This window comes from Stenotrophomonas sp. BR163 (genome assembly GCF_047520985.2).
GTDB lineage: Bacteria > Pseudomonadota > Gammaproteobacteria > Xanthomonadales > Xanthomonadaceae > Stenotrophomonas > Stenotrophomonas sepilia.
In genome coordinates, this window is the sequence record NZ_JAXBRE020000019.1 from 1 (window position 1) to 24220 (window position 24220).

The following is a 24220-nucleotide window of genomic DNA, read 5'->3' on the forward strand; positions in this document are numbered from 1 at the left end:
GACGGCATGGCGATGATCATTCCGCTGTTCACCCAGGCCGAAGCGATCCAGTCCGGCAAGAAGGTGAAGGACGCACAGCTCGACTCCACACGCGGCCTCAGTTCGGCGCCTTTTCCACGTACTTGGCGAAGACCTCGTCGATCTGCGCGTCCTTCACCTTCTTGCCGGACTGGATCGCTTCGGCCTGGGTGAACAGCGGAATGATCATCGCCATGCCGTCGAGCTTGGTCTTCAGGTGCACGCCCGGGGCCTGGCCGAGGAAACCGTCCCAGCGCTGGCGCACCTTGGCCCAGTAACCGGCAGTGGCCTTCCAGTAATTGCGGGCCGGGGTGAAGTTGATCTCGGTGGTTCTCACGTAATCGTTGAAGCCGAACTCGCGTGCGATCTCCACCTGGCTGCCGTCGGCGTTGCGCTGCACCTTGGTGTTGAACTGCTCGTGGGTCCAGCCATTGGGCGTGAGCGTGTGGCGGTTGACCACGGCCAGCGCGTTGTAGTCGCTGCGCTTGGTGTACTCACGACGCGGCAACGGGCGCCAGCTCAGGTCGCTGGTCCAGCTCGGCACGTTGTTGGTGTACGTCCATTTGCCGGTGCCACAGTAGCGCGGTGCATCGCTCACTTCATACACGCACTGGGTCCAGGCGCCCTGGTTCACCGCTGCGGGAATGCGGCGTACCTGCCAGGTCTGGTCGGCACTGAACTCGAAGCGGTTGGGCGCTTCGTAGACCCAGTCCTGGCGCCAGTGCTTGGTGATGTGGCCGCTCTTCTCATCGAGCAACAGGTGCTGCAGCACGATGCGCTGCGGGGTGTCCTCGACCACGATGACCACTTCGCTGCCGCCGCTGCGCATCGCCGGCGCACGCTCGTAGCCGGGCTTGAGCAGCACGGTCTCGTCGAACGCGAAGTCGACGGTGTACTCGCCCTGCATGGCCAGGATGCTGTCGTGGTCGCGGGCGATGTCGGAGGGCTGCGCGCTGGCCACGCCGCTGGCAGCGAGCAGCAGCATGACGCTGGCTGTCTGGAACTTCATCGGGTCTTCCTTCGGGGTTGCAGGTTCGTTGAGAGGCCGTCCAGGGCCGTCGGGCGTTCCATCAGGAAAGGATCACAGGCGGATCAGCGGCAGGTCGCCGGGGATACGCGGTGCCGGCCGGCGCGCGGCGTCGGCGCAGCAGCAATCGTCGATCGCCAGCTCGCCTTCGGCACCTTCCAACCGTGCGATGCGACGCGCGGTGGCCGCGCCCAGCGAGGACAGCGTCGACAGGCTGGCCGCCAGCGTGCGACCCTCGTCCGCGGCATGCAGGCGCAGCGTGCACAGGCGCCAGCGCTGGCCACCGAGGTGCCCGGCCAGGCGACGCCACAGGCGTTCGCCGACACTGCCATCGCTGTCGTGCTGCGGGCCCGGCGGCAACGCCGCGACCAACCGGTCCCAGGCCAGGAAATCGCTGTCGGGCAGCAGGTACAGGCGCCACACGCAGCGGCCGCGGGCATCAAGGAAACACAGGCTTTCGCGTATGCCCTCGCTGTCCACGCCCTGGCAGGCGTGCACGCGCACCGCCTGGCGCCAGCCCCCCAGCTCGTTGCGGTCGGCGTGGTACAGGCACAACACAGTGCCGAGCGTGGCCAGCTGTGCCGGGGTCGGCCAGGCCGCGCTGCCCTGCACGGCGATGGCGTCATTCCTGCGTGCGGACAAGGCTCGGCTCATGAGGTCACCAGGAAACGGCGAGGCTGGCGGAAAGGGTGCGGCCCGGGCTGGTGTAGCGATCCAGCACGCGGCTGGTCGGCGACAGCGTCGAACCCACGTTGGACCAATCGATGTAGCGCTTGTCGCCCAGGTTGAACACGCCGACGTTGAAGGTCGCGCCCGGGGCGAAGTTCCAGTGCGCCATCAGGTCGGCCACGCCGTAGCCGGCCGGGCGATACACCGTCGCTGCAGTGACGCGGTCCTTGCGCTTGACGAAGGTACCGGCCAGTTCGACGCCCCAGGCGTCGGTGTCGTACATCAGGCCGACGGTGCCGCGCAGCGGGTCGACCGAATCCAGCGGAGTGTCCTCGGTCTTGTTGTCACCGCGCGACCAGGCCACCGAGCTGCGCAGCGCCCAACCCTGAAGCGCCGGGTTGATCTGGCCGAAGTCAACGCCAGCCTTCAGTTCAGCACCGTAGATGCGCGCATCGGCGATGTTGCGCGACTGGAACACCATCAGGCCCTGCGCGTTGGTACCGACCAGCGACTGCGACTCGATGAAGTCCTTGTACTCGTTGTAGTAGCCGCTGACACTGAAGTAGGCGGCCGGTGACAGGAAGCGCAGGCCCAGCTCCAGGCCGTCGCTGGTTTCCGGCTTCAGGTCCGGATTGGGGATGGCGGTGTAACCGAAGGCGAAGTTGGTGAAGCCCAGGTTGACGTCGTTGTACGGCGGCGAACGGAAACCATGCGAGTAGCCGGCGAACAGCGACCATTCGTCGGTGAAGCGATAGACCATGCCCAGCTTCGGCGAGACGCTGGTCTTGGTCAGCCTGGCCACCGCAACGCCGGGATTGTCGTCGGCGAAGATGCTGTCCACTTCCGGCTTCAGCTCGTAGCGATCCACGCGCACGCCCGGCACCAGCGACAGCTTGCCGCCGGCCATGCGCATTTCATCCTGCGCATACAGGCCCAGCTCGGTGGTCTTGCTGATCGGGAAATCGCGTACCGGGAAGGCGTCGGGCAGGATGGTGGTGCTGGTCTGGCCATTGGTCAGAACCTGATAGCCGTCGCGCTTCTGGCGGATCTCGGTACGCGCACCTTCGAAGCCGTAGGTCAGCGCGTGTTCGACACTGCCGGTGCTGAACGCCTTGTTGAATTGTGCCTGCAGGCCGTACACGCGCTGGTCGAAATTGAACTCGCGGTGGCGGCGGCTGCGGTTGGCTCGGTCTTCGTCGGTGATCTGGTTGGTCTCGCTGTGCTGGGTATACAGCTGCCAATGCAGGCTGTCGGCGAAGCCCTTGTCCAGCGCATCCATTTCATGGGCGAACGACACGCGGGTACGGTTCTGCGTGTCGCGCGCCTTCATGCCGGTGGTGGTGGTGCGGTCGATCGAGGACAGCACGTTGGTATCGGTGTTGTCTTCGTTGCCTTCCACGGTCAGGCGGAAACGCTGGTCCTCGCTCGGTGCATAGACCAGCTTGGCCAGGCCACTGCGACCGTCGCGGTCCTGCGGGTTGGGCGCGGTACGGGTGTTGTCGAGGCTGCGCACATCGCCCTTGTTGCCGGTTTCCTGGCCCTGGCGATGGTTGATGTTGATCATGCCGCTCCAGTGTTCGCCGCCGAACGCGCCGGTCACGCCGCCGAGCAGGCCCTTCCACTCACCGTCGTAGCCGAACTTCAGGCCGACGTAGCTGTCCTTGCCATCCTTCAGGTAGTCGGCCGGATCCTTGGTGACGAAGGCCACTACACCCCCGAGCGCGTCGGAACCGTACAGCGAACTGGCCGGGCCACGCACGATCTCCACGCGCTTGAGCGTGTCCAGATCGGTGAAGTTGCGGTTGGCGTTGGAGAACGAGCCGATGTTGAAGCTGGTGGGCATGGCGATGCCATCGGTCTGCACGCGCACGCGGTTGCCGTCCAGGCCACGGATGCGGATGCTGCCAAGGCCGAAGCGCGCGGCGCTGCGGCTGACCGACAGGCCCGGCTCGTAGCGCAGCAGATCCTTGATGTCCTGCACCAGGTGCCGGTCCATCTGCTCGCGGTCGATGACATCGACGGTGGCCGCCACGTCACTCACTGCCCGCTCGGTGCGGGTGGCGGTGACCTGCACGCGGTCGAAGTCGCGCGCATCGGGCGCGGCGGTGGCCGCGGCGGCAGCATGGGCGGACAGCGGGAGGGCCATCCAGACGGCGAGGCAAAGGGCGGTAGGGCGGGTCATCGGGTTCGTTCGGTCAGGCAGGGGAACCCCCGGTTACCGGCACACCCGGGAGGTGCACGCGGTAGACCGAGGGGGAGAGAGCGGGCGCGGACGGGTCGCCCACCCCGCCGGCGCTGCCGGCAGGAGGGAGGGAGGCGGGCGACCAGGCCGCGGTTACTTGGTCAGGATCAGCTTGTCGTTGCTGGTGTGCCGCAGGCGGTAGAAGCGGTCGCCGTGCTGGATCAGGATTTCACGACGGCCCTTGAGCAGGGCTTCGCTGTCGATCACCTCTTCCGGCGGAACGACACGGACCGGGCGATCGCGGAGGGTCAGCGTTTCGGCGCGCAGCAGTACAGGTTGAGCATTCATGAGCATCTGGACTCGTGCGAGGGACGAGTCAAATGATAATGATTCTCAGTTGACAATCAACAACCATTCTCAATTTGATTGATGGGATTAATGATCGAATTCGAAAATTCAATAGGTGTCATCAATCAAAAGATGGCGCGGCGCTTTTGTAGAGTCGAGCTATGCTCGACTGCTCCTGGCACCGTCGCCTGGAAACGCACGCGCTGCGCGCGGAGTCGAGCATGGCTCGACTCTACAAAGACCTGGTCAATCTGAAGTCCAGCATGGCTCGACTCCGCAAAGGGCTGTCAGGCGAAGGCGGCCTCGACCTGCGCCCAGCCAGCCGCATCGACCTGCTCCAACACCTCCAGCGCCTGCAGATTCTGCAGCAGCTGGCTGACCCGGCTGGCGCCGAGGATCACGCTGGAGACGTTCGGATTGCGCAGGCACCAGGCAATCGCCAGCGTGGCCGGGGCGTGGCCCAGCTCACGCGCTGCTTCGCTGAAGCGGCGCACCTGGGCCAGGCGGGCCTCGGAGTCGTCACCCAGCACCAGCTCCTGCAGCCATTCCATGCCCTCGCGGCCCAGCCGCGCATCGGCCGGAATGCCCTGGTCGTACTTGCCGGTCAGCAGGCCCGAGGCCAGCGGCGAGAAGATGGTGGTGCCCAGGCCGGCACCGGCATACAGCGGCGCATACTCGACCTCGACGCGTTCGCGGTGCAGCAGGTTGTACTGCGGCTGCTCCATCGACGGGCCCTGCAGGTTGCGTGCTTCGGCGATGTCCAGCGCCTGCTGGATCTGCACCGCCGACCACTCCGAGGTCCCCCAGTAGAGGATCTTGCCCTGCCGCACCAGGGTATCCATGGCATGCACGGTCTCGGCGATCGGCGCGTCCGGATCCGGGCGATGGCAGTAATAAAGGTCCAGGTAGTCCACCCGCAGGCGCTTGAGCGCGGCATGGCAGGCGTCGGTCACATGCTTGCGCGACAGGCCGCGCTGGGTCGGCCGTGGGTCCTTGGCGCTGCCGAAGAACACCTTGCTGGAGACACAGATGCCGTCGCGCGGCAGGCGCAGGTCGGCGATCACATCGCCCATCACCTGTTCGGCGCGGCCGTTGGCATAGCCCTCGGCGTTGTCGAAGAAGTTGACGCCGTGGTCCCAGGCGGCAGCCACCAGGTTGCGGGCCTCGTCGCGTGGGATCTGGTCACCGAAGGTCACCCAGGCGCCGAAGGACAGGGCGGAAATCGGCAGGCCGGTGGAGCCCAGGCGGCGGTATTGCATGCGAATCTCCTGCTGCGGGCCCGCATCCGGGCCGGGATCGAGCCCCATTCTACCTGCCGCCGCCGGCCGCAAGCCCTTGCCGTTGCTGGCCTGATCGGTACCGATGGGCGCGCGCACGCTGCTTTTTCTTGCCCCGGCCCCTGCCCTGCACTAGGCTTCCCGTTTTTCGCGACGCCCCAGGGGAGTCACTCACATGGTCGAAGGTTTGGGCAGGATCGGCTTCGGCCTGTTCGGGTTGGCGGTGCTGATCGGCATCACCTGGTTGTTTTCCAACAACAAGCGTGCGGTTGACTGGAAGCTGGTTGCCACCGGTATCACCCTGCAGATCGCCTTCGCGGCGCTGGTGATCCTGGTGCCGGGCGGGCGCGACGTGTTCGATGCGCTGGGCAAGGGCTTCGTCAAGGTCCTGAGCTTCGTCAACGAGGGTTCGGGCTTCATCTTCGGCTCGTTGATGGACACCAAGAACTACGGTTTCATTTTCGCCTTCCAGGTGCTGCCGACCATCATCTTCTTCTCGGCGCTGATGGGGGTCATGTACCACCTCAACGTCATGCAGGCGATCGTGCGCGTGATGGCCTGGTCGATCACCAAGGTGATGCGCGTGTCCGGCGCGGAAACCACCAGCGTCTGCGCCAGCGTCTTCATCGGCCAGACCGAGGCGCCGCTGACCGTGCGCCCGTACATCGCCAGGATGACCCAGTCCGAGCTGCTGACCATGATGATCGGCGGCATGGCCCACATCGCCGGCGGCGTGCTGGCGGCCTACGTGGGCATGCTCGGCGGTGGCGACCCGGTGCAGCAGGCCTTCTACGCCAAGCACCTGCTGGCGGCGAGCATCATGGCCGCACCGGCCACCCTGGTCGTGGCCAAGCTGCTGATTCCGGAAACCGGCACCCCGCTGACCCGCGGCACGGTGAAGATGGAAGTCGAGAAGACCTCCAGCAACATCATCGACGCGGCCGCTGCCGGTGCCGGTGACGGCCTGAAGCTGGCGCTGAACATCGGCGCGATGCTGCTGGCCTTCATCGCCCTGATCGCGCTGCTGAATGCCCCGCTGACCTGGATCGGCGATGTGACCGGCCTGGCCGCTGCCATCGGCAAGCCGACCAACCTGTCGACCATCTTCGGTTACGTGCTGGCCCCGATTGCCTGGGTGATCGGTACCCCGTGGGCTGATGCCACCACCGTCGGTTCGCTGATCGGCCAGAAGGTCGTGATCAACGAGTTCGTGGCTTACACCGAGCTGTCGCAGATCGTGAACGGCCAGGTGGCGGGCGTGAGCCTGTCCGACGAAGGTCGCCTGATCGCCACCTACGCGCTGTGCGGCTTTGCCAACTTCAGCTCGATCGCGATCCAGATCGGCGGCATCGGCGGCCTGGCGCCGGAACGTCGCCACGATCTGGCCAAGTTCGGCCTGCGCGCGGTGTTGGGCGGTACCATTGCCACCTTCATGACGGCGACCATCGCCGGCGTGCTGACGCACTTCAGTTGAACCCCTGGTTGAGAAAAGATTTCCTATGAGCAGCAGTGTCGTTGTCGTCGGTTCCTTCAATGTCGATCACGTGTGGCGGTGCGAGTCGCTGCCGGCACCGGGTGCGACCATTGCCGGCCGCTACAGCACCGGCCCCGGTGGCAAGGGCTTCAACCAGGCGGTCGCGGCCTGCCGCGCCGGCGCCGACACGCACTTCGTGTGCGCGCTGGGCGATGACGCCGGTGGCGCCACCGCGCGCGAACTGGCCGCGCAGGATGGCTTCGGCCTGATTGCCGAAGCCAGCAGCGAGCCGACCGGCACTGCGGGCATCTATGTGGACGCGCGCGGCCGTAACACCATCGTGATCGGCCCGGGCGCCAACGCCGCGCTCAGCACCGACTTCCTGCAACAGCAGCAGGCATTGCTGACCGGCGCCAAGGTAGTGCTGGTACAGCTGGAATCGCCGGTGCAGACCATCGAAGCGGCGCTGGCCACGGCCCGCGAGGCCGGTGTCACCACCGTGCTCAACACCGCACCGGCCGACGCGCCCTCGACCATTGGCCTGCTCAAGCTGGCCGATGTGATCACCCCGAACGAGACCGAGTTCGCCGCCCTGCTCGGCCGCCATGTCGGTGAGCGCGTGGATGCCAACGATGTCGCCGCGCTGGATGGCGCCAGCCTGCATGCGCTGTGCCGCAAGCTGGTCGGCAACGGTACCGTGGTGGTGACCCTGGGTTCGGTGGGCGTGTTCGTCTCGCATGCCGACGAGAACCTGCGCGGCGATACCCAGCCGTACTACCGCGTCGGCGCCGAGCAGGTGCAGGCCATCGACACCACCGGTGCCGGTGATGCCTTCAACGGTGCGCTGGCCGCGTCGCTGGCGCAGGTGGCCGACGCCCCGTTCGCCCGCCACGTGCGCTTTGCCAACCAGTTCGCCGGTCGCTCGACCGAGAAGGAAGGCGCTGCAGCGGCGATGCCGCGCTTCACCCCGGCCGACGCCGAAGCCAAGTAATTCCACGCCAGGCGTGGATGACAAGGCCTGGGTGCACAGGCACCTGGGCCTTTCTTTTGCCCATTGCCCAGCCCCTGCGACCGCCTGTCGCATTGCCCACATCCTGCCCCTCGCTCACGATCCGAGCAGCTTCCTTGCACGGGCAGGACATGGACGGATTCCGCTGGTTGCTGGTCGCGGCCGCAGGCAGTGCCGCTGCGGCGCTGCTGCATATCGGCTGCATCGCCTTCGGCGCCGCGTGGTACAGATACTTCGGTGCCGGCCAGCGCGTGGTCCGGCTCGCGCATGCGGGGCACTGGTGGCCACCGCTGATGACCGCCGGCATCACTGCCGTGCTGGTGGCCTGGACCCTGTACGCACTGGCCGCCGCGGGCTGGCATTCTCCACTGCCGGCCAGTCGCCTGGTCCTGCCCGCCATCGCTGCCTTGCTGCTGCTGCGCGCCGCAATGGGCTTCGGCCTGGCGCTGTTCCGGCCGGGGTACAACGGCCGGCGCTTCTGGGTGGTCAGTTCGCTGGTCTGCCTGGGCCTGGGGCTGGCCTTCGCCCTGGGTACCCGCCAGGCCTGGCAAAGCCTGGGTTAGCCGCCCACCATCGCCCGCCCCTGGGGGCGACGGAAGCAACCGTCAAGCATCTGCTGATGCCGGTACGGCATGAGGTCGGTGCCGATCGGCCTGAACCCGGGGCCGGCCGACACCGCCCAGGCCGCGCCCGCGCTCTACAATGGGCGCATGCAGATCGGCCCGTACACCATTGCCCCCAACGTCGTGCTGGCGCCCATGGCCGGCGTCACCGACAAGCCCTTCCGCCTGCTGTGCAAACGGCTGGGCGCGGGACTGGCCGCCTCGGAAATGACCATCAGCGACCCGCGCTTCTGGAACACGCGCAAGTCGATCCATCGCATGGACCATGACGGCGAACCGGCACCGATCAGCGTACAGATCGCCGGCACCGAGCCGCAGCAGCTGGCCGAAGCCGCTCGCTACAACGTCGACCACGGCGCGCAGATCATCGACATCAACATGGGCTGCCCGGCCAAGAAGGTGTGCAACGCCTGGGCCGGCTCGGCGCTGATGCGCGACGAGCAGCTGGTGGCGCGCATCCTCGAAGCCGTGGTCAACGCGGTGGACGTGCCGGTCACGCTGAAGATCCGTACTGGCTGGGATTGCGACCACCGCAATGGCCCGGTCATTGCCCGCATTGCCGAAAACAGCGGCATCGCCGCGCTGGCCGTGCACGGCCGCACCCGCGACCAGCATTACACCGGCCAGGCCGAATACAGCACCATTGCCGAGATCAAGGCCGCGCTGCGCATTCCGGTGATCGCCAATGGCGATATCGATTCGCCGCAGAAGGCCGCCTACGTGCTGCAGCAGACCGGCGTGGATGCGGTGATGATCGGCCGCTCGGCGCAGGGCCGGCCGTGGATCTTCCGCGAAGTGGCGCATTACCTGGCCACCGGCGAGGAACTTCCGCCGCCATCGCTGGCGGAAGTGCGCGACATCCTGCTCGGCCACCTGCATGCGCTGCACGCGTTCTACGGCGAACCGCAGGGCGTGCGCATAGCGCGCAAGCACCTGGGGTGGTATGCCAGGGACCGGCCGGAGAATGCCGCTTTCCGTGCGGTGGTCAACCGTGCCGAAGACCCGCAGAGCCAGATCGCGCTGACCACCGAGTACTTCGACCGCCTGATCGCCGGGGAACCGGCGCTGCCTTCGGCCGCCTGACCGCACTGCCGCGTCACAACGTCGAGCCTGCTCGACCGACTTGAACTCCCAGAGCCCGCCTCCATGACCCCGCCGATCTCCTCTCCGACCTACCTGCACGGGTTTTCCGGCACCGAACAGCAGCGCCTGATGACCCAGGCGCGCCTGCTGGAATCGAGCATCTTCGGCCAGATCGACTACAGCGGTGCACGGCGCCTGCTGGAAGTCGGCAGCGGCGTCGGTGCGCAGACCGAGATCCTGCTGCGCCGCTTCCCCGAGCTGCACGTGACCGGCGTGGACCTGAGCGAGACCCAGCTGGCCACCGCGCGCGAGAACCTGGCGCGCACGCCGTGGTGCAGCGACCGCTACACCCTGCAGCAGGCCGATGCCGGCGAACTGCCGTTCGAGGCCCGCAGCTTCGATGCGGCCTTCCTGTGCTGGGTGCTGGAACACGTCCCCTCCCCTGCCCGCGTGCTGAGCGAAGTGCGCCGCGTGCTGGCACCGGGTTCGCCGGTCTACATCACCGAAGTGATGAATGCCTCGTTCCTGCTCGACCCGTACTCGCCGCACATCTGGCGCTACTGGATGGCCTTCAACGACTTCCAGTACGACCACGGCGGCGATCCGTTCGTCGGCGCCAAGCTGGGCAACCTGTTGCTGGCCGGCGGCTTCCGCGATGTGCATACCGAGATCAAGACCATCCACCTGGACAACCGCGAACCAGCGCGTCGCAAGACCATGATCGCGTTCTGGGAGCAGCTGCTGCTGTCGGCGGCCGACCAGCTGCTGCAGGCCGGCTCGGTGGACGAGGAAACCGTGGAAGGCATGCGCCGTGAGTTCCGCCTGGTGCAGAACGACCCGAATGCGGTGTTCTTCTACTCGTTCGTGCAGGGCCGCGCCACGGTGTATTGAGCCGACGCGGCACTAATGCTCCCGCATCCACGCATGGCGTGGATCTACTCAACGGCGCCGGCTGCGGGTGCTGATCGACGCAGTAGAGCCACGCCATGCGTGGCTGCCAACGCCGATGTCCCTTCATCCACGCATGGCGTGGATCTACTCAACGGCACCGGCTGCGGGCGCTGATCGACGTAGTAGAGCCACGCCATGCGTGGCTGCCACCGCCGATGTCCCTTCATCCACGCATAGCGTGGATCTACTCAACGGCACCGGCTGCGGGCGCTGATCGACGCAGTAGAGCTACGCCATGCGTGGCTGCCACCGCCGATGTCCCTTCATCCACGCATGGCGTGGATCTACTCAACGGCACCGGCTGCGGGCGCTGATCGACGCAGTAGAGCCACGCCATGCGTGGCTGCCACCGCCGATGTCCCTTCATCCACGCATGGCGTGGATCTACTCGGCGGCACCGGCTACGGGCGCATGCCAGATCCGCTGCCACATCGCGGCCAGCCGGCGACCTGCGTCGGCGCGCGCGGCCGGGCTGCGGTAATCCACTCGCACCTGCTCGGGTGTTATCGGCCGCCACTGCCCGTCGGCCTGCTCAGCCACCACGAAGTTGAAGGTGTAGTCCGGCTCCAGCCCCATGCGCAGGTCACTCAGCACCAGCCGGCCGTCCACCACCTGCGCACGCATGAAACCTCGGTTGAACCACTGCAGCCGCTGCACGGCGGGAATTGCAGACGCTTCGCGCAGTGCCTGCACGTTGGACGGACGGCCCTCGAACTGCATCGGCCCATGGTCGGCCAGCAGCGAGCGGTCAGCCACCACGTAGCCGCTGGGTGTCATCGCCACCACCCGCCACAGCAGGGTGTTGAACGGCATCGGCACCGAGAAGCGCGGCGCATCGCCCAGGCCCATCGCGGCCAGGCTCTGCTGCGCGGCCCGATCGACCTGCGCCTTGGCGATCAGCCCCCAGCCCAGGTAGCCACTGCTGAGCAGCAACGCCGCGCCCAGCACCTTGCCCGCCCAGGGCCGCGCACGACCGAACCAGGCCAGCACGCAGCCCAGCAGCAGCCACACCGTGTAGCCGGGGTCAATGATGAAGACGCTCGAGCCCATGGTTGGGTGTGGCCGCAGCGGCCACCACAACTGGGTACCGTAGACGGTGAACGCATCCAGCACGGGATGGGTAACCAGCGCCAGCTGGATCGCCCAGAACCAGCGCAGCGGTGACTGCGCGACGCGGCCGTTGCCGAAGCGCTTGAACAACCACCAGATCAGTGCGGCCACCCAGGGCAGCACCAGCAGCGAATGGCTGAAGCTGCGGTGTTCGGTCATGTTCGCCACCGGGTCGGCCGCAGTGAAGCCAAGCCACAGGGCGTCGAGGTCCGGCAAGGTGCCGAGCGCGGCACCGGCCAGCAGGGCCGCGCGGCGATGGCCGGGCGGAGCGATGGCAGCAGCGACGGCGCCACCGAGCACGATCTGGGTCAATGAATCCATGGGCCGATGCTAGCGGCTTGCGCGCGGTGTATGTAGAGCCGAGCCCATGCTCGGCTGCTCTTCGTTCGGCGCCACGTCAGCCGAGCATGGGCTCGGCTCTACAGTAGGACAGACGCGCGTTATGCCGCTTGCGACAACCGCGCGCCGGGTAGTTCCAGCGGGGTCTGGCCGCTGTGGTCGAGCAGGCGCAGCGCGCCGTCGTGGTCTTCGACCAGCGCGGTCAGGCTTTCCACCCAGTCACCATCGTTGGCATAGACCAGGCCATCGCGTTCGACCAGCGCGGCGCGGTGGATATGCCCGCAGACGATGCCGTCCAGGCCGCGTCGGCGCACGTCGTCCAGCCCGGCCTGCACGAAACGCTCGATGTAGCGTTCAGCGGCGCCGCTGCGCTTCTTCAGGAACTCCGACAGCGACCAGTAGCGCATGCCCAGCCGCCGCCGCACTGCATTCAAGGCCTGGTTGCCGGTGAGGATGCGGTAATACAGCCAGTCACCGAATTTTTCCTGCAGGCCGCCGAAGTGGGTCACGCCGTCATACTCGTCGCCGTGCGCGACCAGCAGCCGGCGGCCATCGGCGGTCACGTGGATGGCGCGGCGGCGCACCTGCATCGCCGGCAGCATCAGACCGCAGACCTGGCGCAGCGAAGCATCGTGGTTGCCCGGAATGTAGATGATCTCGGTGCCGGCACGGCGCAGCGCGTGCAGCGCCTGGATGACCTCGCTGTGCGACTGCCGCCAGGTGGCACGGCGGTGCGCCATCCACCACAGGTCGATGATGTCGCCGACCAGGTACAGCCGTTCACAGCGCAGCTGCGAGAGGAATCGCGCCAGCTCGGTGGCATGGCAATGGCGCGAGCCCAGGTGCACGTCGGAGACGAACACTGCGCGCCGATGCGGCGACAGGTTCGCCAGCGTGCTCATGCCGGCGTCCCCGTGTCGCGCAGGTAGCGTTTGCGCTTGTTTGGCCGGATCGCGCACAGGTCCACTTCGATCAGGCCGTCGATCGAATCGCTGAAGTCCGGGTCGACGCCGAACGCAAGGAAACGTGCGCCGCCGGGTTCGCACAGATCGGTGTACTGGCGGTACAGCGTCGGCACGCCGGTGCCGAGCGCGGCCAGGTTGGCCTTCAGCACGTCGAACGCAGCGCCTGCATCCAGCTCGCCGAAACTCGGCGGCGCAGCGAAGTACTGGAAGGGGCGGTTCGATTCGACCAGGCCCGCGCTACCGCTGTAATAGCGCTGGTAGTACGCCACCAGCTGCTCGCGCGCATCACGCGGCAGCGCCGCACTGATCGATACCGCGCCGAACAGGTAGCGGATCCCCGGCCGGCACTGCAGATAGGCACCAATGCCCTGCCACAGGTAGTCCAGGCTGCGGCTGCCCCAGTAATCGGGCACCACGAAGCTGCGGCCCAGTTCCAGGCCCTCGGCGATGTGGGTGATGGCATCGTCGGAATAGCGGAACAGCGACGCGCTGTAGAGCCCGGACAGGCCGTGCCGGGCCAACGCGTGGGCACCACGCATGATCCGGTACGCGCCAGCGATGCGCTGCGCGGCGGCGTCCCAGATCACGATGTGCTCGTACTGCGGGTCGTAGTTGTCGACGTCACGGCTGCGGCCGGTGCCCTCACCCACCTGGCGGAAGGTCAGTTCGCGCAGGCGGCCCAGTTCCAGCAGCAGTGGCGAATCGGCAGTGCAGGTGGCCAGCAGGATCTGCTTGCCGTCGGCGGTCTGGCCCAGCTGGGTGGCGGCTGCGATGCCAGCGGCGACCTGCGAAGGTGGCAGCGGTGCGGCCAGCGGCTCAGGGCCTGCGCAGGCAGCGGCATTGCCGGCCGCGCCATTGCGGCCCAGCGCATAGAGTGCGCGGCGTACCGCCAGCAGTTGGGCACCCGGATCGCCGCCGTCGCCCAGCCGCATCGGCTCGCCGATGCTCAACCGCAGTGGGCGGCCACGACGGGTGAACATCTCGCGCGCCAGCAGCGCGGTACCGGCCGGCTTGAACAGGGTCGAGGCGCCATAGAACAGTGCCGAGTTGCGCGCTTCCACCCGCACCGGCAGCACCGGCGCACCGGCGGCGCGGGCAAAGCGGACAAATCCCCGCTGCCAGCGGCCATCGCGGATGCCGCGCAGCGACAGGCGCGAGACCTCGCCAGCCGGGAACACGATCACGCACTGCTCGGCGGCCAACGCCTGCTCCACCGCATGCAGGCTGCCGCGCTGCGCCTTGCCGCCCAGGATGCGCACCGGCAACAGCAGATCCTGCAGCGGCGCGATCGCCCCCAGCAGGTCGTTGGCCACGATCCGCACATCGCGGCGGATACGGCCGACCGCGTCCAGCAGGGCCAATGCGTCCAGAGCCCCGGAAGGGTGGTTGGCGACGATCAGCAGGCGGCCGGTGGCCGGAATCTTCGCCAGCGCGGCCGGATCCACCTGGTACTGGCCGCCGATGAACTCCAGGCCGGCGGCGACGAAACCGAAGCCGCGCAGGCCTGAGCTGCGCTGCAGGAAGGCTTCGATCTGGTCCAGGCGCGACCAGCGGCCGACGCTGCGCAGCAACGGCCGCGCCAATTGGCCGCGACGGCCATGGAACCAATCGGGGAAACGTTGCTGGAGACGCTGTTCGAGTTCCTGCATGGCGGATCCACTGATGCCCGGCGGCCGGATTGGCCGACAGCCTGCGCCCGGCAGGCGGCAGCCAGATGGCGGTTTCGGGGCAGAACGATGACGGCCGGCCCCCTTGACGGCCGGGTCGCGGCCTGCGCGGTCGGGGGTTGGGCAGCCCCGTCTGTTGTTGTCACGCTGGTGGAACACTGGGCCTCGAGGCTGGCCCCCAATCCCGTCGTGACGGCCCCTGCCGGGCCTACGCGGGCTTAACCACCGGCAACCGGTACCGGTTCACAATGCACAGGCGGCGCACCCCGTGTATCATGCGCGCCCATCTTTCCATCCGAATCAAGGGATATTACGCCTGATGTCCAGCTATCTCTTCACCTCCGAGTCGGTCTCCGAAGGCCATCCGGACAAGGTTGCCGACCAGATCTCCGATGCGGTGCTGGACGCGATCCTGACCCAGGACCAGCGCGCCCGCGTGGCCTGCGAGACCATGGTCAAGACCGGCGTTGCCATCGTGGCCGGTGAAATCACCACCAGCGCCTGGATCGACCTGGAAGCGCTGACCCGCAAGGTCATCACGGACATCGGCTACGACAGCTCCGACGTCGGCTTCGACGGCGCCACCTGCGGCGTGCTGAACCTGATCGGCAAGCAGTCGCCGCACATCGCCCAGGGCGTGGACCGCAAGAAGCCGGAAGAAATGGGCGCTGGCGACCAGGGCCTGATGTTCGGCTATGCCACCAACGAGACCGACAGCTACATGCCGGCCGCGATCCACCTGTCGCACCGCCTGGTCGAGCAGCAGGCCAAGATCCGCAAGAAGAAGAACTCGCCGCTGTCGTGGCTGCGCCCGGACGCCAAGAGCCAGGTCACCCTGCGCTATGAAAACGGCGTGGTCTCGGCCATCGACGCCGTGGTCCTGTCGACCCAGCACGCCCCGGGCATCAAGCAGAAGGACCTCATCGAGGCCGTCCGCGAAGAGATCATCAAGCCGGTGCTGCCGGCCAAGTGGCTGCACAAGGGCACCAAGTTCCACATCAACCCGACCGGCAAGTTCGAGATCGGCGGCCCGGTGGGCGACTGCGGCCTGACCGGCCGCAAGATCATCGTCGACACCTACGGCGGCTGGGCCCGTCACGGTGGTGGCGCGTTCTCCGGCAAGGACCCGTCCAAGGTCGACCGTTCGGCCGCCTACGCGGCCCGCTACGTCGCCAAGAACGTGGTTGCCGCCGGCCTGGCCGACCGTTGCGAAGTGCAGGTCTCCTACGCCATCGGCGTGGCTGAGCCGACCTCGATCTCGGTCACCACCTTCGGCACCGGCAAGATCAGCGACGACAAGATCGAGAAGCTGATCCGCAAGCACTTCGACCTGCGCCCGTACGGCATCATCAAGATGCTGGACCTGATCCACCCGATGTACCAGCAGACCGCGGCCTATGGCCACTTCGGCCGCAAGCCGAAGGAGTTCAGCTACCTCAACGGCGAAGGCGAGACCGTCAACGCCACGGCCTTCTCCTGGGAGAAGACCGACCGCGCCGCCGCCCTGCGCGCCGATGCGAAGCTGAAGTAAGCAACACGAAGGGCCGCGCAAGCGGCCCTTCTGCTTCTGGTAGAGCCGGCCGCTGGCCGGCTTTTTCATGGCCTCCGGAAACAACCGCGTGGTTGCCGGCCAGCGGCCGGCACTACCGGTTGCCGATACAATCGCCGCATGTCGACCGAACTGAAAACCCACCAGCTGTCCATGACCGTGCTGATGTCGCCGGAAATGGCCAATTTCTCCGGCAAGGTCCATGGTGGCGCCATCCTGCGCCTGCTTGACCAGGTGGCCTACGCCTGCGCCAGCCGCTATGCCGGCAGCTACGTGGTCACCCTGTCGGTGGACCAGGTGATGTTCCGCCAGCCCATCGCGGTGGGCGAGCTGGTCACCTTCCTGGCCTCGGTGAACTACACCGGCACCTCATCGATGGAGATCGGCATCAAGGTGGTGGCTGAGGACATCCTCAAGCGCAGCGTGCGCCACGCCAACAGCTGCTTCTTCACGATGGTCGCAGTGGATGAAGAAGGCCGGCCGACGCCTGTCCCGCCCTTGCAGCCGGCAACGTCCGACGAAAAGCGCCGCCAGGCCGCAGCACAGATCCGCCGCCAGTTGCGCCAGGAAATGGAGCAGCGCCACCTGGAACTGCTGGCGTCGAACCCGCCGTCGCCGGAGGAATGAGGTAGTGCCGGCCGCTGGCCGGCAACCTCGCGCGTGCTGCCAAACATCATGAGGTTGCCAGCCAGCGGCTGGCACTACCCTTTCGAATTCGCCGGGCCACGCCGGGCGGATGCGGAAGGTCAGCCGGTGTTCTGCACACCCTGCGAAACGCCGTTCACGCACGCCACCAGCGCGCGCAGCAGATCGTCATCCTCGCGCCCGCTGGCCCGCCAGCGCTGCAGCAGATCCACCTGCAGCACGCTGATCGGATCGACGTAGGGATTGCGCAGGCGGATCGACAGCGCCAGCCGCGCGTCGTGGTCCAGCAGCGTCTTCTGGTCCATCAACGCCAGCAGCCAGCGCCGGGTGAGTTCCAGTTCGCGCTGCACCTGCGGGAAGAAGCGCCCATGCAGGTCGCCCGACAACAGCGAGAACTGCTCGGCGATGGTGATATCGCCCTTGGACAGCACCATCGCGATGTCGTCCAGGAAGGTACGGAAGAACGGCCAGTCCCGCGCCATATCGCGCAGGGTCTGTTCGTGGCCGGCATCGACCGCGGCCTGCAGGCCACTGCCCACGCCGTACCAGCCGGGAATCACCGCACGCGCCTGGCTCCAGGCGAACACCCAGGGAATCGCACGCAGGTTGCCCAGCGCTGCGTCCTGGCCGAGCCGGCGCGACGGCCGCGAGCCCAGCGTCATCCGCTCGATCACGTCGATCGGCGTGGCGGTACGGAAGTAATCCATGAAACCGGGCTGGCCAACGAACCCGCGATACACCTCGCTGCTGGCCGCAGCCACCGCATCCATCACCGGCCGCCAGTCATCCTCGCGCGGCTCGGCGGCGCGCGGGCGCAGGCTGGCGCGCAGCACTGCACCGGTGGCCTGCTCCAGCGAGCGCAGGGCCAGCGCACGGATGCCGTACTTGCGATGGATCACCTCGCCCTGCTCGGTCACCCGCAGGCGGCCATCGATGCTGCCACGCGGCGACGCATCCACCGCATGGGTGGTCTTGCCACCACCACGGCTGATCGAGCCGCCCCGGCCATGGAAGAAGGTCAGTCGGATGCCCGCCTCGGCCGCCACCTCCAGCAGTTCCACCTGCGCGCGCTGCAGGCCCCAGCGCGAAGCAGCAATGCCACCATCCTTGCTGCTGTCCGAATAGCCCAGCATCACCATCTGAACATCATCGCGTGCACGCAGGTGCGCGCGGTACACCGGATCCTCCAGCAGGTCGCGCAGCGTGGCGGTGCCGCGCTTGAGGTCGTCCACAGTTTCAAACAGCGGCGCGATATCGAGCGGCACGCCGCCATCGGCATCGACCAGGCCACCACGCCGCGCCAGCGCCAGCACCGCCAGCACGTCGCTGCGGTCGTGCGCCATCGAAATGATGTAACTGCCCAGTGCATCGCCGCCATGCCGCGCACGGGCATCGGCCAATGCAGCGAACACGGCGTCGAGCCGCCGGTTACCGTCGTCGTCGCCTTCCGGCAACGGCACCTCACCGCTGGCATGCGGTGCCAGCAGGCGCGCGCGGCCCAATGCATCCAGGCCGTCCCACGCTGCGTCGCCGCCCAGCACCGCCGCCAGCGCGCGCGCATGCACGCTCGATTCCTGACGCACGTCCAACCGCGCCAGATGGAAGCCGAACGTCTTCACCCGCCACAACAGCCGCTGCACGGCGAAGCCACCGGCATGCTCGCCGCGGTTCGCGCGCAGGCTGTCGAGGATCAGCTGCAGGTCGTCGATCAGTTCATCCGGGCCGGCGTAAGCGCCCTCGCCGTCTTCCAGCGTGGCCTGCAGGCGCGCGCGCATGCGATCGTTGAGCAGGCGGTAGGGCATGTCGGCATGGCGCGGGCGCGACTGTACCTGCGGCAGCAGCTGCTGGTAGTGCGCCACGCGCGCCTGCAGCGCATCGCTCACGCCCACCCGCTCGGTGGACTGGCTGAGCAGGCTGGCCAGCTGCAGCAGTTCCTTCTGGTAGCGCGCCAGTACCGCCTGCCGCTGCGCATCCAGCGTACTGCGGATGGTGTGGGCATCCACGTTCGGGTTGCCGTCCATGTCCCCGCCCACCCACGTACCGAAGCGCAGCAGCCGCGGCAGTGGCAGCTCTTCACCATAGGTATCGCGCAGCGCCTGCTGCAGCGATTCGTACAGCACCGGAATCACGCGGTACAGCACCTGCACCAGATAGAAGCCGACGTGCTCGCGCTCGTCATCGACAGTGGGCCGCACCGGCGAGGAATCAGTGGTCTGCCACGACGCGGTCAGCGCCATGCGGAAGCGCGCAGCATCGGCGGCCGCTTCCCCCGGCGTGCGCTGACCGTCGAGGTTGTCGACCAGGCTGGCCACCATCAGCTGCTCTTTCTCCAGCAGCGCACGGCGCACCGCTTCGGTCGGGTGCGCGGTAAACACCGGTTCGATGTCGATGCGCGGCAGCCACTGCGCCAGCTCGTCCAGGCCCACGCCCTGCGCCTTCAGGTGCTGCAGCGCATCCTGCAGGCCGTCGGGCTGCGCCCCTGCGGTACCGGCACGCTGGTAGTCACGGCGGCGGCGGATGCGATGCACGCGCTCGGCAATGTTGACCACCTGGAAGTAGGTGCTGAACGCCCGCACCATGGTCTCGGCCTGCTGCGGCGTGCGCCCGGCCAGCCCTTCGGCCAGCTCCGACAGCGGTGCTTGGTTCTCGCGGCGGGCGATGGCGCGGGTGCGCACGTCCTCGACCTCGTCGAGGAAAGCCGCTGATACCTGCTCGACCAGCAGATCACCGACCAGTGCGCCGAGCCGGCGCACGTCATCGCGAAGCGGAAGATCGGGGGAAGCAAACTCGATGCTGCTGCGGTACTCGTTCATCGGCGACGCACAGGCCTCGGTCAACGGATCCAGACCCCAAGCCTAAACCAGAACGGGCAGCGTGCTGCGACGCAAAAATGGTTTCATCTGCACGCATCCCTGGCGGACGCAGCCGAGCATGGGCTCGGCTCTACAAGCGTCGTGGCGCGTGACACCGTGTAGCGCCCGAGCCCATGCTCGGGCGGCGGCGCAGCCGCACAGGCGGCCCCTGTTACAGGGGCCGCCCTCATGCAGGTATCAGCGCTTCTTCTTCACCTTGCCCTGCTCGGCCGGGCCGATGGTCTGCTCCAGCCAGCGCTCGCTCTCGGCCAGCATGGTCATGATCGATTCGCGTGCGCGGTAGGCATGCGATTCGTTCGGCAGCATCACCAGCCGCGCGGTGCCACCCAGGCCCTTCACCGCGGCGAACATGCGCTCGCTCTGGATCGGGAACGTGCCGGAGTTGTTGTCGTCCACGCCGTGGATGAACAGGATCGGATCCTTGATCCTGTCGGCATAATTGAACGGCGCCATCTTCTGGTAGACGTCCTGCGCCTGCCAGTAGTTGCGTTCCTCGGCCTGGAAACCGAACGGGGTGAGCGTGCGGTTGTAGGCACCGCTGCGCGCGATGCCGGCCTTGAACAGGCGGGTGTGCGCCAGCAGGTTGGCGGTCATGAACGCACCGTAGGAATGGCCGCCGATGGCGATGTGCTCGCGATCGGTCACACCACGCCGCACCACTTCATCCACCGCCGCCTGCGCATTGGCCACCAGCTGTTCGATGTAGGTGTCGTTGGGTTCCTTGTCGCCCTCGCCAATGATCGGCATCGACGGGCTGGCCAGCACCACATAGCCCTTGGCCAGGAACGCCTGCGGGCCCCAGTAGCTGACCGCATTGAAGCGATACGGCGAATCGGTCACCTGGCTGGCCGCGGCCGCGCTCTTGAACTCGCCCGGGTAGGCCCACATCAGCAGCGGGCGCGGGCCGTCGCGCTTGGGGTCGTAGCCCGGCGGCAGCAGCAGTGTCGCGGTCAGGTCGACCCCATCCTTGCGCTTGTAGCGGATCTGCTCCTTCTGCACGCCCTTCAGCTGCGGCAGCGGATGGGCGAAACGGGTCAGAGCGCGCGGTGCGGCACCGGCATCGGCCAGCGACTGCACGTAGAAGTTGGCCGGTTCGTCCGGGCTCTCGCGGCTCAGCAGCAGCGAACTGCCCTGGTTGTCCAGCAATGCCACCGGCAGCGAATAGCTCGGCGCCTGCGAATGGAACAGACGCGTCGCCTTGCCCGTGGCGATGTCGAAGCGGTCCACGAACGGGCGGTCGCCCTCCGGCGAAGCACCGGCGCCGGCCAGGTACAGGCTGCTGCCATCCGGGCTGGTCTGCAGCAGCGAGCGACCACGTTCATCGCTGGCCAGCAGCGGCCGCCCCGGATCGGCATAACGGTCCTGCGCGTCACGATCCCACAGCAGGCGCGGCTCGGCACCGGCGTTGTCCGGGGCGATCAGCCAAGTCTTGGTCCTGCGGGTCTTCCACCACGACTCGGTCAGCAGGGCCAGGTCGCCACGGCCCCAGTTGATGCCGCTCAGGCGGCTGCCAAGCTGGGCCAGGGTCACCGGCGGCTTGTCGAACGGCGCGGCCTGCATCAGCACCGCATCGCGCACCTTGGCTTCCCGGTTCGGATCACCACCGTCCTGCGCTTCGGCCCAGACCAGGGTGGCATCGGCATCACCGCGCCAGCTGATGTCGCGCACGCCGGTCACTTCGGCATCGTTGCCGGTCGGCAGGCCTTCCACCAGCGGGCGCACCGCCACGGTATGCACCAGCTTGCCGGTGGCACGGTCGATCACTTCAATGCGGCGCGGAAAACTGCTTACCGGCACCACGTAGGAGTACGGACGCTGCACCGGCTGGCGCAGCACGAAGCGGCCGTCAGGCGACACCGAGAAGCCCATGAAGATGCCGGCCGCACCGATCGCGCGGGTACTGCCATCCAGGCCGACTTCCATCGGCTGGGTGGTGGCGTAGTAATCGAACTGGCGAGCGTCGGCTTCGTTCTTCAGCAGGTCCTGGTAGGTGCGGATCGACACCACGCCGCCGCCCTGGCTGGTCTGCTGCACGGCAGGGCCGGTCGGGACGCCGTCGGCGGCCGGGGCTGGCCCCAGGTTGGCCGGGCGGGTGAACACCACCAGCCCGCGGCTGTCCGGCAGCCACTGGTAGCCGCTGCCGATCACCGTGTTCAGGCCTGCAACCAGGCGACGGGCACTGCCACCGGCCACATCCACCAGCCACAGTTCATTGGCGCCGCTGGCGGCGTCGACCTGGTTGAACGCCAGCCACTTCTGGTCCGGCGACCACATCACACTGGCGATCGACAGCGTGGCCGGCAGGCCACTGATCTGCCGGTCCTTGCCATCGGCCACGTTCATCAGCCACAGCTTCTCGCCGAAGCTGAAGCGGCTGTCGGAGAACGTGCGCGGGTTGATGCGCAGGCCGGCCAGCTTCAGTTCCGGCTGCGCCACCACCTGGATCGACGGCAGCGACGGCATCTGCATCATCGCAGCCACGTCGCGGCGCGGCGACAGGAACAGCGACGGCGCGCGCGGGGCATCGACCACTGCCTGCAGTGCGGCCGATGGCAGTTCGTAGCCGTTGACACCCTGCGCCTGCGCGGCAACGGGCTGCGAAGCTGCCGCCCAGGCCAGCGGGGCCACCGCCAGCAGCCCCATCGACAGGACCAGGCCGGTCCAGCGCCGTGTGCGGCGCGCGTGCATGCTCATCGTTCCACCTGTGTGATGCGTGAAAACACCGACCTTAACAGGCCGTGCACGTGGCCCCATCTGCCGATGGTTGGGTCATGCCGATGTCACGCTGGGGCCGCGATATAATGGGGGTCCTCCCCTGCCGAGGGGCGCTGCGACCGGATCCCACGAGGCCCGGCCAGGCTCGGTAAGGTGGCTTTGTAACAACGGCGCCCGGCTAGATGCGAGCATCCGCTCGCCCACAACCGGAGCACACGAATGAACGCTGTTGCCAAGACCTTCTCCACCGAAGGTGATTACAAGATCCGCGATATCACGCTGGCCGACTGGGGCCGCAAGGAACTGGACATCGCCGAGCACGAAATGCCGGGCCTGATGTCGATCCGCCGCAAGTACCAGGCCGAGCTGCCGCTGAAGGGCGTGCGCGTGACTGGCTCGCTGCACATGACCATCCAGACCGCGGTGCTGATCGAGACCCTGAAGGACATCGGCGCCGATGTGCGCTGGGCCTCGTGCAACATCTTCTCGACCCAGGACCACGCGGCTGCCGCCATCGCCGCCACCGGCACCCCGGTGTTCGCCTGGAAGGGCGAGACCCTGGAAGAGTACTGGGACTGCACCCTGGATGCGCTGACCTTCACCCTGGCCGACGGCACCCTGACCGGCCCGGAACTGGTGGTCGACGACGGCGGTGACGTGACCCTGCTGATCCACAAGGGCTACGAGCTGGAAAACGGCAGCGACTGGGTCAACACCCCCTCTGCCTCGCACGAAGAACAGGTCATCAAGAACCTGCTCAAGCGCGTGGCCAAGGAGCGCCCGGGTTACTGGGGCCGCGTGGTCAAGGACTGGAAGGGCGTCTCCGAAGAGACCACCACCGGTGTGCACCGCCTGTACCAGCTGGCCCAGGCTGGCACCCTGCTGATCCCAGCGATCAACGTCAACGACTCGGTCACCAAGAGCAAGTTCGACAACCTGTACGGCTGCCGCGAGTCGCTGGCCGACGGCCTGAAGCGCGCGATGGACGTGATGCTGGCCGGCAAGGTGGCCGTGGTCTGCGGCTACGGCGACGTCGGCAAGGGCTGCGCGGCCTCGCTGCGTGCCTACGGCGCGCGCGTGATCGTCACCGAGATCGACCCGATCTGCGCCCTGCAGGCGGCGATGGAAGGCTATGAAGTCAACACCATCGAATCGACCCTGGGCCGTGCCGACCTGTACGTCACCACCACCGGCAACCGCGACATCATCCGCATCGAGCACCTGAGCGCGATGAAGGACCAGGCCATCGTCTGCAACATCGGCCACTTCGACAACGAGATCCAGGTCGACGCACTGGTGTCCTACCCGGGCATCAAGCACGTCAACATCAAGCCGCAGGTGGACAAGTACATCTTCCCGAACGGCAACGCGATCTTCCTGCTGGCCGAAGGCCGCCTGGTGAACCTGGGCTGCGCCACCGGCCACCCGAGCTTCGTGATGTCCAACAGCTTCGCCAACCAGACCCTGGCACAGATCGACCTGTGGGCGAACAAGGACAGCTACGAGAAGAAGGTCTACCTGCTGCCGAAGAAGCTGGACGAAGAAGTGGCCCGCCTGCACCTGGAGAAGATCGGCGTGAAGCTGACCACTCTGAGCCAGGAACAGGCCGACTACATCGGCGTGCCGGTGGAAGGCCCGTTCAAGCCGGACCACTACCGCTACTGATGCCTGTGGGGTGCCGGCCAGCGGCCCCCCC

Annotated in this window: 18 protein-coding genes and 1 riboswitch; of the genes, 8 read left to right on the forward strand and 10 right to left on the reverse strand. The window is 67.2% G+C overall.

The annotated features are described in order from the left end of the window. Window positions 1-97 precede the first annotated feature (97 nt). The 5 genes from ACM0PY_RS15185 to ACM0PY_RS15205 all read right to left on the reverse strand — a co-directional run bounded on the left by ACM0PY_RS15185 (window position 98) and on the right by ACM0PY_RS15205 (window position 5503). On the reverse strand, window positions 98-1027 hold the full coding sequence (locus ACM0PY_RS15185; RefSeq protein WP_111200853.1) for a DUF6607 family protein: 930 nt from the start codon (window positions 1025-1027) through the stop codon (window positions 98-100). Window positions 1028-1099: 72 nt separating this feature from the next. Next, a complete protein-coding gene (locus ACM0PY_RS15190) occupies window positions 1100-1699 on the reverse strand; it encodes a ChuX/HutX family heme-like substrate-binding protein (protein ID WP_180885298.1) in 600 nt (199 codons plus the stop codon). A gap of 4 nt (window positions 1700-1703) precedes the next feature. Continuing rightward, window positions 1704-3896, reverse strand: coding sequence for a TonB-dependent hemoglobin/transferrin/lactoferrin family receptor (locus ACM0PY_RS15195; RefSeq protein ID WP_414609459.1), 2193 nt, complete (start codon window positions 3894-3896; stop codon window positions 1704-1706). A gap of 153 nt (window positions 3897-4049) precedes the next feature. Next, window positions 4050-4244, reverse strand: coding sequence for a hemin uptake protein HemP (gene hemP, locus ACM0PY_RS15200; RefSeq protein ID WP_134972417.1), 195 nt, complete (start codon window positions 4242-4244; stop codon window positions 4050-4052). A gap of 287 nt (window positions 4245-4531) precedes the next feature. Then, window positions 4532-5503, reverse strand: a complete 972-nt coding sequence (locus tag ACM0PY_RS15205) for an aldo/keto reductase (protein WP_414609460.1) — start codon at window positions 5501-5503, stop codon at window positions 4532-4534. A gap of 193 nt (window positions 5504-5696) precedes the next feature. Between ACM0PY_RS15205 and ACM0PY_RS15210 the strand changes: the two genes are divergently transcribed. The 5 genes from ACM0PY_RS15210 to ACM0PY_RS15230 all read left to right on the forward strand — a co-directional run bounded on the left by ACM0PY_RS15210 (window position 5697) and on the right by ACM0PY_RS15230 (window position 10601). After that, window positions 5697-6995 (forward strand): NupC/NupG family nucleoside CNT transporter, encoded by a 1299-nt coding sequence (locus tag ACM0PY_RS15210; protein WP_072167869.1) that lies wholly within the window; start codon window positions 5697-5699, stop codon window positions 6993-6995. 25 nt (window positions 6996-7020) lie between these two features. Continuing rightward, a complete protein-coding gene (locus tag ACM0PY_RS15215) occupies window positions 7021-7986 on the forward strand; it encodes a ribokinase (RefSeq protein WP_010481872.1) in 966 nt (321 codons plus the stop codon). Between the two features lie 149 nt (window positions 7987-8135). Beyond that, a complete protein-coding gene (locus tag ACM0PY_RS15220; protein WP_005415320.1) occupies window positions 8136-8567 on the forward strand; it encodes a hypothetical protein in 432 nt (143 codons plus the stop codon). Window positions 8568-8714: 147 nt separating this feature from the next. Continuing rightward, complete coding sequence (dusB, locus tag ACM0PY_RS15225) at window positions 8715-9710, forward strand: tRNA dihydrouridine synthase DusB (protein ID WP_111200860.1); 996 nt, start codon at window positions 8715-8717, stop codon at window positions 9708-9710. A gap of 63 nt (window positions 9711-9773) precedes the next feature. Beyond that, on the forward strand, window positions 9774-10601 hold the full coding sequence (locus ACM0PY_RS15230; protein ID WP_005408109.1) for a class I SAM-dependent methyltransferase: 828 nt from the start codon (window positions 9774-9776) through the stop codon (window positions 10599-10601). A gap of 444 nt (window positions 10602-11045) precedes the next feature. On the opposite strand, the gene ACM0PY_RS15235 is transcribed toward ACM0PY_RS15230, so the two are convergent. From ACM0PY_RS15235 to olsF, 3 genes are all read right to left on the reverse strand, one after another. Continuing rightward, complete coding sequence (locus tag ACM0PY_RS15235) at window positions 11046-12092, reverse strand: metal-dependent hydrolase (RefSeq protein ID WP_111200849.1); 1047 nt, start codon at window positions 12090-12092, stop codon at window positions 11046-11048. 119 nt (window positions 12093-12211) lie between these two features. Continuing rightward, window positions 12212-13012 (reverse strand): UDP-2,3-diacylglucosamine diphosphatase, encoded by an 801-nt coding sequence (locus ACM0PY_RS15240; RefSeq protein WP_180885299.1) that lies wholly within the window; start codon window positions 13010-13012, stop codon window positions 12212-12214. Next, on the reverse strand, window positions 13009-14724 hold the full coding sequence (gene olsF / locus ACM0PY_RS15245) for a bifunctional ornithine lipid synthase OlsF (RefSeq protein ID WP_180885301.1): 1716 nt from the start codon (window positions 14722-14724) through the stop codon (window positions 13009-13011). The genes ACM0PY_RS15240 and olsF overlap by 4 nt, the downstream gene beginning before the upstream one ends. 337 nt (window positions 14725-15061) lie before the next feature. Between olsF and metK the strand changes: the two genes are divergently transcribed. Further along, entirely contained in the window at window positions 15062-16273 is a 1212-nt protein-coding gene (gene metK, locus ACM0PY_RS15250; protein WP_005408103.1) for a methionine adenosyltransferase, read from the forward strand. A gap of 138 nt (window positions 16274-16411) precedes the next feature. Continuing rightward, window positions 16412-16918: an acyl-CoA thioesterase gene (locus ACM0PY_RS15255; protein WP_005415314.1), complete on the forward strand. Its 507-nt coding sequence runs from the start codon at window positions 16412-16414 to the stop codon at window positions 16916-16918. Between the two features lie 119 nt (window positions 16919-17037). Here ACM0PY_RS15255 and ppc read toward each other — a convergent pair whose 3' ends face one another. Further along, entirely contained in the window at window positions 17038-19749 is a 2712-nt protein-coding gene (ppc, locus tag ACM0PY_RS15260) for a phosphoenolpyruvate carboxylase (protein WP_180885302.1), read from the reverse strand. 237 nt (window positions 19750-19986) lie between these two features. Continuing rightward, entirely contained in the window at window positions 19987-22503 is a 2517-nt protein-coding gene (locus ACM0PY_RS15265; protein WP_180885304.1) for a S9 family peptidase, read from the reverse strand. A 120-nt stretch (window positions 22504-22623) separates the two neighbouring features. Next, a riboswitch (S-adenosyl-L-homocysteine riboswitch) is annotated at window positions 22624-22707 on the forward strand. Between the two features lie 36 nt (window positions 22708-22743). On the opposite strand from ACM0PY_RS15265, the gene ahcY reads away from it, so the two are divergent. Further along, complete coding sequence (ahcY, locus tag ACM0PY_RS15270) at window positions 22744-24189, forward strand: adenosylhomocysteinase (RefSeq protein ID WP_072167863.1); 1446 nt, start codon at window positions 22744-22746, stop codon at window positions 24187-24189. Window positions 24190-24220: the final 31 nt, after the last annotated feature.

What these genes read in the sequence shown, in the direction of transcription:
- metK (WP_005408103.1), top strand. Translation starts at nt 15,062, where the DNA reads ATGTCCAGCTATCTCTTCACCTCCGAGTCGGTCTCCGAAGGCCATCCG.
- ppc (WP_180885302.1), bottom strand. Translation starts at nt 19,749, where the DNA reads ATGAACGAGTACCGCAGCAGCATCGAGTTTGCTTCCCCCGATCTTCCG.
- olsF (WP_180885301.1), bottom strand. Translation starts at nt 14,724, where the DNA reads ATGCAGGAACTCGAACAGCGTCTCCAGCAACGTTTCCCCGATTGGTTC.
- ACM0PY_RS15210 (WP_072167869.1), top strand. Translation starts at nt 5,697, where the DNA reads ATGGTCGAAGGTTTGGGCAGGATCGGCTTCGGCCTGTTCGGGTTGGCG.
- ACM0PY_RS15230 (WP_005408109.1), top strand. Translation starts at nt 9,774, where the DNA reads ATGACCCCGCCGATCTCCTCTCCGACCTACCTGCACGGGTTTTCCGGC.
- ACM0PY_RS15205 (WP_414609460.1), bottom strand. Translation starts at nt 5,503, where the DNA reads ATGCAATACCGCCGCCTGGGCTCCACCGGCCTGCCGATTTCCGCCCTG.
- ACM0PY_RS15240 (WP_180885299.1), bottom strand. Translation starts at nt 13,012, where the DNA reads ATGAGCACGCTGGCGAACCTGTCGCCGCATCGGCGCGCAGTGTTCGTC.
- ahcY (WP_072167863.1), top strand. Translation starts at nt 22,744, where the DNA reads ATGAACGCTGTTGCCAAGACCTTCTCCACCGAAGGTGATTACAAGATC.
- dusB (WP_111200860.1), top strand. Translation starts at nt 8,715, where the DNA reads ATGCAGATCGGCCCGTACACCATTGCCCCCAACGTCGTGCTGGCGCCC.
- ACM0PY_RS15265 (WP_180885304.1), bottom strand. Translation starts at nt 22,503, where the DNA reads ATGAGCATGCACGCGCGCCGCACACGGCGCTGGACCGGCCTGGTCCTG.
- ACM0PY_RS15235 (WP_111200849.1), bottom strand. Translation starts at nt 12,092, where the DNA reads ATGGATTCATTGACCCAGATCGTGCTCGGTGGCGCCGTCGCTGCTGCC.
- ACM0PY_RS15185 (WP_111200853.1), bottom strand. Translation starts at nt 1,027, where the DNA reads ATGAAGTTCCAGACAGCCAGCGTCATGCTGCTGCTCGCTGCCAGCGGC.
- ACM0PY_RS15215 (WP_010481872.1), top strand. Translation starts at nt 7,021, where the DNA reads ATGAGCAGCAGTGTCGTTGTCGTCGGTTCCTTCAATGTCGATCACGTG.
- ACM0PY_RS15195 (WP_414609459.1), bottom strand. Translation starts at nt 3,896, where the DNA reads ATGACCCGCCCTACCGCCCTTTGCCTCGCCGTCTGGATGGCCCTCCCG.
- ACM0PY_RS15255 (WP_005415314.1), top strand. Translation starts at nt 16,412, where the DNA reads ATGTCGACCGAACTGAAAACCCACCAGCTGTCCATGACCGTGCTGATG.
- hemP (WP_134972417.1), bottom strand. Translation starts at nt 4,244, where the DNA reads ATGAATGCTCAACCTGTACTGCTGCGCGCCGAAACGCTGACCCTCCGC.
- ACM0PY_RS15220 (WP_005415320.1), top strand. Translation starts at nt 8,136, where the DNA reads ATGGACGGATTCCGCTGGTTGCTGGTCGCGGCCGCAGGCAGTGCCGCT.
- ACM0PY_RS15190 (WP_180885298.1), bottom strand. Translation starts at nt 1,699, where the DNA reads ATGAGCCGAGCCTTGTCCGCACGCAGGAATGACGCCATCGCCGTGCAG.